The sequence below is a fragment of the Gordonia sp. (in: high G+C Gram-positive bacteria) genome, from assembly GCF_052106715.1.
In the GTDB taxonomy this organism is placed as follows: domain Bacteria; phylum Actinomycetota; class Actinomycetes; order Mycobacteriales; family Mycobacteriaceae; genus Gordonia.
This window is the reverse complement of record NZ_JBQEDL010000020.1, coordinates 18,858-29,542: the sequence shown is the minus strand read 5'-3', so window position 1 is coordinate 29,542 and position 10,685 is coordinate 18,858. Positions and strand designations below refer to the sequence as shown.

The 10,685-nt window shown below is 65.6% G+C and carries 11 protein-coding genes; 6 read left to right on the top strand and 5 right to left on the bottom strand.

Going from position 1 to position 10,685, the window contains the following annotated elements:
- Positions 1-498: nuclear transport factor 2 family protein (locus ACTIMF_RS11555; protein WP_442350480.1), on the bottom strand; the 498-nt coding region annotated here is incomplete at its 3' end.
- Positions 499-595: 97 nt separating this feature from the next.
- Here ACTIMF_RS11555 and ACTIMF_RS11550 point away from each other — a divergent pair.
- The 4 genes from ACTIMF_RS11550 (at position 596) to ACTIMF_RS11535 (ending at position 4,228) form a co-directional block, all read left to right on the top strand.
- Complete coding sequence (locus tag ACTIMF_RS11550) at positions 596-2,062, top strand: aldehyde dehydrogenase (protein ID WP_442350434.1); 1,467 nt, start codon at positions 596-598, stop codon at positions 2,060-2,062.
- A gap of 161 nt (positions 2,063-2,223) precedes the next feature.
- Entirely contained in the window at positions 2,224-2,958 is a 735-nt protein-coding gene (locus ACTIMF_RS11545) for an SDR family oxidoreductase (RefSeq protein ID WP_442350433.1), read from the top strand.
- Positions 2,955-3,830 carry an NAD(P)-dependent oxidoreductase gene (locus ACTIMF_RS11540; RefSeq protein WP_442350432.1) on the top strand — a complete coding sequence of 292 codons (876 nt, stop codon included), beginning with the start codon at positions 2,955-2,957 and terminating at the stop codon, positions 3,828-3,830. Before ACTIMF_RS11545 ends, ACTIMF_RS11540 begins: the two co-directional genes overlap by 4 nt.
- Positions 3,827-4,228 (top strand): carboxymuconolactone decarboxylase family protein, encoded by a 402-nt coding sequence (locus tag ACTIMF_RS11535; protein WP_442350431.1) that lies wholly within the window; start codon positions 3,827-3,829, stop codon positions 4,226-4,228. Before ACTIMF_RS11540 ends, ACTIMF_RS11535 begins: the two co-directional genes overlap by 4 nt.
- 168 nt (positions 4,229-4,396) lie before the next feature.
- Here ACTIMF_RS11535 and ACTIMF_RS11530 read toward each other — a convergent pair whose 3' ends face one another.
- The 4 genes from ACTIMF_RS11530 to ACTIMF_RS11515 all read right to left on the bottom strand — a co-directional run bounded on the left by ACTIMF_RS11530 (position 4,397) and on the right by ACTIMF_RS11515 (position 9,472).
- The gene (locus ACTIMF_RS11530) at positions 4,397-6,103 is read right to left on the bottom strand and encodes a class I adenylate-forming enzyme family protein (RefSeq protein WP_442350430.1); all 1,707 of its coding nucleotides are present in this window, start codon (positions 6,101-6,103) and stop codon (positions 4,397-4,399) included.
- A 16-nt stretch (positions 6,104-6,119) separates the two neighbouring features.
- Positions 6,120-6,968, bottom strand: a complete 849-nt coding sequence (locus ACTIMF_RS11525) for an LLM class F420-dependent oxidoreductase (RefSeq protein ID WP_442350429.1) — start codon at positions 6,966-6,968, stop codon at positions 6,120-6,122.
- An 89-nt stretch (positions 6,969-7,057) separates the two neighbouring features.
- The gene (locus ACTIMF_RS11520; protein ID WP_442350428.1) at positions 7,058-8,236 is read right to left on the bottom strand and encodes an acyl-CoA dehydrogenase family protein; all 1,179 of its coding nucleotides are present in this window, start codon (positions 8,234-8,236) and stop codon (positions 7,058-7,060) included.
- 144 nt (positions 8,237-8,380) lie between these two features.
- On the bottom strand, positions 8,381-9,472 hold the full coding sequence (locus ACTIMF_RS11515) for an oxygenase MpaB family protein (RefSeq protein WP_442350427.1): 1,092 nt from the start codon (positions 9,470-9,472) through the stop codon (positions 8,381-8,383).
- Positions 9,473-9,582: 110 nt separating this feature from the next.
- Here ACTIMF_RS11515 and ACTIMF_RS11510 point away from each other — a divergent pair, with 110 nt between their 5' ends.
- Positions 9,583-10,173, top strand: coding sequence for a TetR/AcrR family transcriptional regulator (locus tag ACTIMF_RS11510; protein ID WP_442350426.1), 591 nt, complete (start codon positions 9,583-9,585; stop codon positions 10,171-10,173).
- A 61-nt stretch (positions 10,174-10,234) separates the two neighbouring features.
- Positions 10,235-10,675: an alternative ribosome rescue aminoacyl-tRNA hydrolase ArfB gene (arfB, locus tag ACTIMF_RS11505; RefSeq protein WP_442350425.1), complete on the top strand. Its 441-nt coding sequence runs from the start codon at positions 10,235-10,237 to the stop codon at positions 10,673-10,675.
- The last annotated feature ends 10 nt before the right edge of the window (positions 10,676-10,685 follow it).

Sequence of the window (10,685 nt, the reverse complement as noted above, 5' to 3'; positions counted from 1 at the left end):
GTCGGCGTTCAAGACCCGGTCGATCCGTCCCTTGAGGCCGGGCGTGACGACGCCGTCGGTGAGCATCTCCGTGAACAATGCGGTGACGTTGCCGTAGTCGAAGAAGTCACGCTGCCATCCCCACTGGAAGTCGCCAGCGTACTTGAACCAACTCCCCTGCACACCGTTGAGCGCGTAGTGCGATCCGTCGGCGCGGGTGGCTTCGTTGATCTGCTTCCACAGACCGATCATGTCGCCGGTCTGTTCGTCGATCACCCACGACTGATAGGGGTACGTCCACCCGTCGAGGCCGTCCATCTCCAGGCCAATGGCGATGTCGCGGATCTCGTCACGTCCGACGGCCATGAAGTCGTACTCGGGACCGTAGTTCCAGCCGTACGTCGCATCCTCGGTGTAGAAGTCGGCGAGCGGCCGCCAGTCGCCCGCCTTCTCCACGTCGACGTTGGCCTGCAGCCAGCGTTCCTTCATCTCGTCGAGTTCCGCCCGGTGCAATGCCATGTCGGTGACCAACTTCCTGTGAGTACTGGACATCGGCACCGACGCTACATTAGGTTCATACTCAAGTCCAGACAGTTGTCCAGAAAGAGAGTCAGGCGTGCCGCTCAAGCCAGAAACCAGCTCTGAACTGCTGATAAACGGAGCATTGGTTCCCGGATCAGCAGGCACATTCGATGTCGTCAACCCGGCGACCGAGGAGGTGATCGGGCAGGCCGCAGATGCGAGCGAGGCCGATATGGACGCAGCGATCGCCGCCGCGCGCACCGCTTTCGACACGACACCGTGGTCGCGTGATCCAGCCTTTCGCGCGACGTGCCTGCGCCAGCTCCGCGACGCGCTCATGGGACACATCGAGGAACTGCGCGAGATCACGATCGCCGAAGTCGGCGCACCGAAGTTCCTGACGTCGGGCCCACAACTGGAAGGTCCGATCGCCGACCTCGGCTACTTCGCCGACCTCGCCGAGAGCTACGAGTGGAAAACCGACCTCGGCCGGGCGGAGCCGATGGGCATCCCCAACGACCGCCGCATCGTGCGGGAAGCCGCGGGTGTCGTCGGCGCGATCACCCCGTGGAACTTTCCCCATCAAATCAACTTCGCCAAGATCGGGCCCGCCCTCGCCGCGGGCTGCACCGTGGTCCTCAAGCCCGCGCCCGACACACCGTGGTGCGCTGCGCTCGTCGGCAAGGTGATCGCCGAGGAGACCGACATCCCGGCAGGCGTGATCAACGTAGTGACGTCCAGCGACCACACGGTCGGCGCACTGCTCTCCTCGGACCCGCGCGTGGACATCGTCTCGTTCACCGGATCCACAGCCACCGGCCGCAAGGTGATGGCCGCTGCCGCAGAGACCCTGAAGCGGGTGTTCCTAGAGCTCGGCGGCAAGTCGGCGTTCATCGTCCTCGACGACGCCGACCTCGCAGCAGCGTGCTCGATGGCCGCGTTCAGTGTCGTCACGCACGCGGGCCAGGGCTGCGCGATCACCACCCGACTGCTCGTGCCCCGAGACATGCACGAGGAGGCCATCAGCCTGGTGCGCGATGCGATGGCAGGCCTACAGCCCGGCGACCCGACCAAGGGTGGAACCATCTGCGGTCCGCTGATCTCGGCCGTCCAACGCGACCGCGTGCTGGGATACATCGAACTGGCGAAGTCCGAGGGCGGGGTCATCGAGACCGGTGGTGGGCGGCCCGCCGACAAGGAGAAGGGCTTCTTCGTCGAGCCGACTCTCATCTCCGGTGTCGACAACTCCGCACGCGTCGCGCAGGAGGAGATCTTCGGCCCGGTGCTGGTGATCCTCCCACACGACGGGGACGACGACGCGATCGCCATCGCCAACGACTCCCCCTACGGATTGTCCGGCGCGGTATGGGGCACCGACCCCGGCCGTATCCAGAAGGTCGTCGACAGCGTCCGAACCGGAACCATGGGCGTCAACGGCGGTATCTGGTATTCGGCCGACGTCCCGTTCGGCGGATACAAGCACTCCGGCATCGGCCGCGAGATGGGCGTCGCCGGATTCGAGGAGTACCTCGAGACCAAGGCCGTCGCGACGCCCGCCTGAGGGGGCGGCGGCCAGTTCTCGCGCAGCGGGGTCTCGATACGGCTCCTCCGCTTCGCTCCCCCGCCTACTCGACCAGTCTGGGGGTGCCGAGCCAGACGTCCAGGCTGGGCGAGGACGTATCGAGACCGCCGCACCGACTAATCACAACCAGAAGGAAGAACATGGGAACCGAACGGTTTGAAGGAAAGATCGCGATCGTCACCGGCGCGGCTGGCGGTATCGGCGAGGTGTACGCGCGCAGGCTCGCCGCAGAAGGAGCGAAGGTCGTCGTCGCCGACCTGAACGACGAGGCGGGCCAGCAGGTCGCCTCCGACATCGGCGGACTATACGTCCACACCGACGTGTCCGACCCGGACTCCGCTCAGGCACTCGCCGACGCGACGATCGAGGCATACGGCCAGATCGACTACCTCGTCAACAACGCCGCGATCTACGGCGGCATGAAGCTCGACTTCCTCATCACCGTCCCGTGGGACTATTACAAGAAGTTCATGAGCGTGAATTTCGACGGCGCGCTCAATGTGACGCGCGCCGTCTACGGAAAGATGAAGCCGGGCAGCGCGATCGTCAATCAGTCGTCGACGGCGGCCTGGCTCTACAGCGGCTTCTACGGTGTCGCGAAGGCAGGCGTCAACAGCCTCACCCAACAGCTCGCCACCGAGCTGGGCGGGTCCGGCATCCGTATCAACGCGATAGCCCCGGGCCCCACCGACACCGAGGCGACCAAGACCACGACCCCGGGCAACATGGTCGCCGAGATGGTCGGCAAGTTACCGCTCTCGCGAATGGGAACCCCGGACGACATGGCCGGGATGTTGCTGTTTCTGCTCTCCGACGAGGCCGCGTGGATCACCGGACAGATCTTCAATGTCGACGGCGGGCAGATCATCCGGTGACCGACGCAAAGAACGAGACCCCGCAAGAGCCGATCGGCTTCATCGGCCTCGGCAATATGGGTGCGCCGATCGCTGAGCGCCTCGCCGCATGGCCGGGTGGTCTGATCGTGGGCGACGTCCGCCCCGATGCGACTGTAGACGGCGCGGTCCGCGCCGAGTCACCCGCCGAGATCGCCAGTTCCGCAACAATAATCGGGATCACCGTACTCAATGACGAGCAAGTCGAAGCCGTCGTGTCCGGCCCCGCAGGCATTCTGGAAACGGCACGCGAAGGCACCGTCGTGGTCGTCCATTCGACGATCGGCCCGCAGACCGCAATCGATCTGGAAGCCGTCTGCGCGGCCAAGGGCGTCGCGCTCGTCGACGCTCCGGTCTCCGGCGGCGCACAGGGCGCGAAGCAGGGCAGGCTAGCGATCATGGTCGGCGGCGATCGCGAGGCGTACCTGCGGATCAAGGCGCCGTACTCCCTGGTCTCCGACATGCTGGTCCACGCCGGACCGATCGGGGCGGGCACCAAGATGAAGCTGGCGCGCAATCTGCTTCACTTCATCTCGTTCACGGCTACAACCGAGGCCGCCCGTCTCGCCGAGGCCGCGGGCATCGATCTGGTGAAGCTCGGCAAGGTCGTTCGCCACACCGACGCGATCACCGGCGGCGCCGGCGCGATCATGCTGCGCGACACCGCAGCACCGATCGCTCGCGACGACTTCTGGTACGACGTGTTCGACCACGTACGCGAGCTCGGCGAGAAGGATCTCGGGCTGGCTCTCGATCTCGGTGCCGCCGTCGGCGTCGATCTGCCGCTCACCGCACTGTCGCTCGACCGGTTCGCCGATGGCCTCGGCGTCGGCGAAGAGAAGGAGGACGTATGACCACCCCGGAGAATTCCACCGAGCAGACCTCGCCGCAGCGCCAGAAGGGGCTGGACATGATGTCCAAGGTCTACGGCTGGGAGATGAAGGACGGACCGGGCGACTTCTTCGCCCACACCGCCGACCAGCTGTTCGGCGAAGTGTGGACGCGCGAGAAGCTGAGCATCCGCGATCGTCGACTCCTACTGCTCGGCGTCCTCGCGGCGTCGGGCCAGATCGACGTCGCCGAGATCCAGGCGGGCGCCGCACTCGGCAACGGCGAACTGGACGGCGACGACCTGAAGGAGATCGCGCTGTTCCTCTGCTACTACATCGGGTGGCCGCAGGGCTCGGCCCTCAACATGATGTTCGGCGGGGTCGTCGACAAGCACGAGAGAGCCCAACGCAAGCAGGAATGAGTCACGGGACGACACGAGGCACTAGCAGCCTCAACTGCGTCGTCGCACCTTCACATACCGCTACGCACCCTCAATGCGTCTTAGCAGCCTCCGCGGAGGCTGCTAAGACGCATTGAGGGTGCGACAAGGCAACTGAGGCCGCGACATCCGCGGAACACCCGGCGTTGATCAGCCGAGGTAGTTCTCGCGGATCTTTCGCTTGAGGATCTTGCCGGTCGCGTTCCGCGGGAACGGGCCCATGTCGAACAGGACTTCGGCGGGCATCTTGTAGTCGGCGAGCGACTCGCGGACGAGATCTCGGACCTCGTCCGCGGTCATCGTCACCCCGTCGGCGAGCGTGACCGCGGCAATGACCCGCTCCCCCATGCGCTCATCGGGTACACCGAACACCGCGACCTCGGTGAAGCGTTCGGAGGAGAGCAGCACGAACTCGACCTCCGTGCAGTATACGTTCTCACCTGCGGTGATCACGATGTCCTTCTTTCGGTCCATGACGTAGACGAGCCCGTCGGCATCCACATAGCCGAGATCTCCCGAGCGGTACCAGGAGCCGTCGAAGACCGCCGCCGTCTCGTCGGGGCGGTTCAGGTAACCGACCATGACCTGAGGGCCGCGAACCTGCAGTTCCCCGCTCGCACCGGGCGCCTCGAGCACTTCGCCTGCCGCGTCGACGACCCGCACGTCCATCACCGGGCTCACCGCTCCAGACGTATTGGGGTGTGTCGCAAGGAGATCGCCGTTCGCAGTGCAGACACTGGCCGCGGTCTCCGTCATGCCCCATCCGACACCGCGCCCCGAGTTGGGCAGAACACGGCCGATCCCGGCTACCAGATCGGGCGGGGTCGCCTGACCCGCGGCCGCGACGTTGATCAGAGTTCCGACCTTCTCGGCAGGAGGCTCGGCCCGCAACAGATCGACGATGACCATCGGAGGTCCGGCGAGCATCGCCAACTCGTACTCGGCGATGAGTTCGATCGCCGCACCGACGTCCCATCGCGACATGATCACCACGAACCCGCCGGAAATCATCGTCGTCAGCAGCGAAACCAGCCCCGAGGTGTGGAACAGCGGGAAGATCAGGAGCGCGGAGAGCTTCGGCATCATCGGGCGAAGGGCGTCCGGCTCCATTCCGTACTTGCGGGAATTTGTGAGGATGCTCGTCTCTTTGATCACGCGCAGGTTGACGATCAGAGTGCAGAGGTTGCGGTGGGTAAGCACCACGCCTTTGGACTGTCCCGACGTCCCGGAAGTGAACAGGATCCACGACGGCGAGTCCGGATCGGGCACTGCGCGGGCGGCGATCGAGTCGTGTCCCGCCAGAAGTTCGTCGTATCGACGCGCGGGCGCCGAAGGCAGGTCTGCGTCGCCGACGACGACGAGTTCGGTTCGCTCGTCCCGCGCGCGGATCTTCGCGGCCCGATCGTCGTCGGCGATGATCAGGGTGCACTGCGCGTCGGCGACCGCGCCTCCGAGCTCGGCTTCGCTTTCGCGGGAGTTGAACAGCACCGCGACGGCACCGCATCGTCCGATCGCGATGAGCGAGACGACGAACGCCACCCGATTCTTCATCGCCACGCCGACCCGGGAGCCGTCGGCGATACCGTGGTCTCGGACCAGCGATCCGGCCAACACAGCTGCCGCGTCGGACACCTGACGGTAGGTGTGCGACACGCCGTTCTCGATGAATAGCGTGGCATCGCCGAACTCGTCGACGAGCGCGGCGAAGACTTCGTCGAGGCTCCCCGGCGTATCCCGGTAGACGCGCATCGTCTCGCCGCCGATCTCGGTGTCGACCACCGCGAACCGACCGTCTGGCCCGGTCAACTCGGCTTCGATCTCCCGGTAGACGGACACCGATTCGCTGGCTGTCGTCACGGACAGAGCCCCTCGCCTATTCGATTCCCAGCTTGCCCGCGAGCTTGGCGAGGTAGCCACTCGCTCGTTCCTCGCTGTCGTCGGGCACGCCGTACAGCACGGTCGTCACGCCCAACTCGCGCCACCGGTCGAGCTTCTCAGCGACCGGTTTGAAGTCGAGGACGACGATCTGCGGATCGCCGTCCCGCCCCGCATCCGCCCAGATCCGCTTGAGGAGCAGAACCGAGGCGTCGATATCGTCCTCGTTCGGCGTCGTGATCCAGCCGTCTGCGCTGCGCGCGATCCACTTGAAGTTCTTCTCGTTGCCCGCGGCGCCGACGAGCGTCGGCGGCCCCGGCCGCTGGACCGTCTTGGGCCACGCCCAGCTCGGGCCGAAGTTCACGAACTCGCCCGCGTACTCGGCCTCTTCCTCGGACCAGAGCGTCCGCATCGCTTCGAGGTATTCACGCAGCATGGTCCGCCGTCGCTTCGACGGCACCCCGTGGTCATTGAGCTCGTCCAGATTCCACCCGAATCCGACACCGAGGGTGACGCGACCACCCGACAGGTGATCGAGCGTGGCGATGGACTTTGCGAGAGTGATCGGGTCCGACTGCACGGGGAGCGCCACCGCGGTTCCGAGACGGATCTTCGAGGTGACTGCCGCCGCGGCGCTCAGGGACACCCACGGGTCGAGCGTGCGCATGTAGCGGTCGTCCGGGAGCGACGAATCGCCCGTCTGAGGATGTGCCGCGTCGCGCCTGGTCGGGATGTGCCCATGCTCGGGGACGAAGTAGGCACTGAATCCGGCATCCTCGATCAGCGGCGCCAAGACCGACGGCGACAGACCTCGGTCACTCGTGAACTGGACGATCCCGAAATCCATTGTCTCTCCTACGCCGATCTATACAGACTAATGACTGGACACTAGTCCAGCTAGGTTGGACTGTAACACGTTCTAGGTTCGATCGGCGGTCAGATCATCGACCGCATCATGCCCTGCGGCTCGCCGCCCAGTTGAGTCAACGACGATGCGTGGAAGATCGACCCCGGAACGTGAATCGCGTGCGCGAGGCCCGCGTGCGCGTCACGGAAAAAGCGCTGCATGGGGAACTTCCGGTGCAGTGCGCCTCCACCGGAGCGCGCGAAGATCTCGTCCACCGCCCGGACTGCGCGCCACGCCGCCGCAGTCTGGGTTCGTCGCCCGATCGCACGCTCTTCGAACGTGATCTCCTGCCCCGCTTCGGTCTTGTCGTAGAACCGGTCGACGGTCTCGAGGAGCGCCGCACGGGACGCGGCGATCTCGGCGGCGGCCTCGCCGATCGCGTACAGGACGTACGGGTCGTCCTTGATCTTCTGACCGGTGATCGCGACGCGATCCTTCTGCGCGGCGATATGGCACGCGAGCGCACCTTCGGCGATCCCGATGACCGCCGACGTGATGCCGAGCGGGAACATGCAGCTGAACGGCATGAGGTAGGTCGAATCGGTGAGGCCCGCGGCGCGCGGTGCGGTACCGTCCATGACGTCGTCGGACTTCAGCGTGCGATACGCAGGAATGTAGGCACCGTCGACGACGACATCTTTCGAGCCCGTGCCACGAAGCCCGATGACGTCCCACGAGTCGTCGAGGATCGTGTAGTCCTCACGAGGCAGGATGACGTGCAGAATGGTCGGCGGCATCACCGGCTTGCCCTTCTCGTCGCCGACCATCGCCCCGAGGACGATCCATTTGCAATGGTCCGTGCCCGACGAGAACTGCCAGCGACCCTTCAGCGTGTAGCCGCCGTCGACCGGCGTCGCCACCCCCATCGGGGCGTACGGCGAGGCCACCCAGGTGTCGGGATCCTCACCCCAGATCTCGTCCTGAACCTTGGGGTCGGCGAACGCCAGTTCCCACGGGTGGATACCGACTATGCCGGAGACCCAGCCGGTAGCCCCGTCCATCGCGGCCACACCCATCACCGTCTCGGCGAACTCGCGCGGATGCACAGACATCCCGCCGTGCTTCACCGGCTGCAGCATCCGAATCACTCCGGTGTCGCGGAGGCGCTTCGCCGACGAGTCGGGCAGGCGCATCAATTCGTCGCCTTCGACTCCCGCCGCCCGAATCTCCTCGGCATGCTCTTCGATGCGCGCGAGAACTTCACCCATGACGTCACTCCTCAGGTCGTAAATTAGAACACGTTCTAATTTAGCGCTTCGGGGCGTCTGAGGCCAGGAGACGACGACACTCGACGGAGGTCGCGGCCGGAGACCGCAGGCTCCCTGCGGTAGCGACCCGCGGCCGCAGGTCATTCACGATGTGCCGAACTCCTGCTCCACCTGCGCACGATCCATGTCCGGATCGGAACCGAGGACGTGCGCCGGCTCGGTGTGCGGCACGGTGGTACCGCCCGCGACTCGCCGCCGAGCCGCCGCGAATTCGGGTGCCTCCCCCATACTCGCGTGCAGCCCGTTGATCGCCGTCCACACGGCGGCCCGACGCGCTCGACGCTCCACCGGGTTCGGCGCCCGGTACATCACGAGCCGAGCCGCCCAGGGCGGCATAGTGTCGCGGATCGCCCAGTCGACGGCGGCCTCCGCCGGATTGGTGAGGTTGATGCCCGTCGCCATCGCGCTTCCATAGGTCAACCCCAGCCTCGGTAGGTACCCCCTCAGACAGTCGAGGACCTCCACCTTGGACGTCGGGAGGTCCGTCCCGCCGAGCGCATGACCGACACGGACGAACTCGGCGTAGTACTCGTCGAGGTCAGCGCCCCGAAGGGGCCTCGGATGGTAGATCTCGTGCGCAGTCGCAATCCCCCAGACGACGGTCGCGTAGTTCCACCGCAACCAGTCTGGATCGTCGGCGTCGTAGGCGAGCCCGTCCGGACGGTCCCCTTTGATCGTGTGATGCATCGATCGTACCGTTCGCGCGAGCCGCTCGGCGGTCTCGGTGGAGCCGTAGGCCGCGCCGACGAAGAACGCCAGCGAATGCCCGAGGCGGACCGCCGCCCCCTCGGGATCGATTCGAGCGACGAGTCCGCTGTCGGAGTGTTCCACAAGACGCGAGTGATGCATCCCCATCCAATAGATACTCGGATCGAGTCGCTCGAGGTACGACGCACACTGGAGCCCGAAGATGAGCGCCGGGGTGTGCGAGTGGACATACCAGGTCCGACTGTCCGGACCGAACCATCCGGGATCACCGACTGGTGTCTCGAACTCCATACCGCGGAAGAACTTCGATTTCACACTCTCGGTGAATTTGGCGTTGAGCCAGTCTCCGACGTACCGATGCGGCCACTGCACCGGGAGGTCGGCCACGGCGGACGCACCTGGTACCGACGGCAAACCCGGTGCGGACAACAGGCTGGACGGAAAGCGTGGCAACGAAAGAGACAGCATCGTCGGCTCCTCGAGTATTCGATGAGGGAGTATCTGGTTACGGTCGTATCCAGAATAGCCGTTTGGGCACGGCCGTGACCACGCATTCGCTGCAGAAGTATGCTCGAACGGTGTCGAGCCCAACGAGATGGGCGGGGATCCCCCTTGCGGACCGCCGTTCCGAACGCAGGTCGAAGCTGATCGACGCAGCCTTCGGCATCTTCGGCACCGACGGCGAATCCGCCTTGTCTGTGCGATCCGTTTGTCGCGCATGCGAATTCAATACTCGGTACTTCTATGAGAGCTTCACCGACATTGATGAGCTACTCGGAGCCGTCTACGACGAGACGGCACTTGCACTCGGCGAGGCGATCGAGCGAGACCTCCACGGATTCGCCGATTCGGTTCGGGCACGGACCCGTGCGGGCATCGTCGCGGTTCTGCACTTCAGCTCTGCGGATCCTCGTCGTGGACGCGTCTTGTTCACCGAGGCTCAAGCCAATCCCGTACTTGCTCGACGACGCGAACAGACGCAGCGACTCCTTCACGAGATGACTCTCACCGAGACACTCGCCCACGACGCGGACCCACTTGCCGGCCGGGTCCGCGCAGTCATGTTCACGGGCGCGATGTCGGCGCTGGTCCAGCAGTGGTTACGCGGCGACCTCGGCGACGACATCGAGGCGGTCGCCGATCATGCGGTCGCGATGCTGGCCCGCTGATCGGCCGTACGACACGGTATTCATTCGCCACATCGGGTAGCGACCGGGGAGAATGGCGACCATGAACGACCTGATCATCTCTGCGGGCCCCGGTGCGCCACGCGGCCTCCGCGTGCCCGCGGCCGAGCTGATCGAACAGTTCTCGCGATCCTCAGGGCCCGGTGGACAGGGCGTCAACACCACCGACTCCCGTGTCCAGTTGGGTCTCGACCTCGCCAGGACGACAGCACTGGACGACGTGCAGCGCGCGAGAGTCATACGCAATCTCGCGGCCCGGCTCGACGGCTCCGTCATCACGATCGCGGCATCAGAGGAACGCGCCCAGCGACGCAATCGCGTGGCCGCGCGCAGACGGCTCGCCGACGCCTTGCGGGAGGCCGTCGCCCCACCTGTTCCCCGTCGGCCGACACGGCCGACGAAGGGTTCTCAACGCCGACGACTCGACGCCAAGACTCAGCGCGGCACGATCAAGGCGAACCGGCGAAAGCCCGTCGCGGAGTAGACCGCGACCG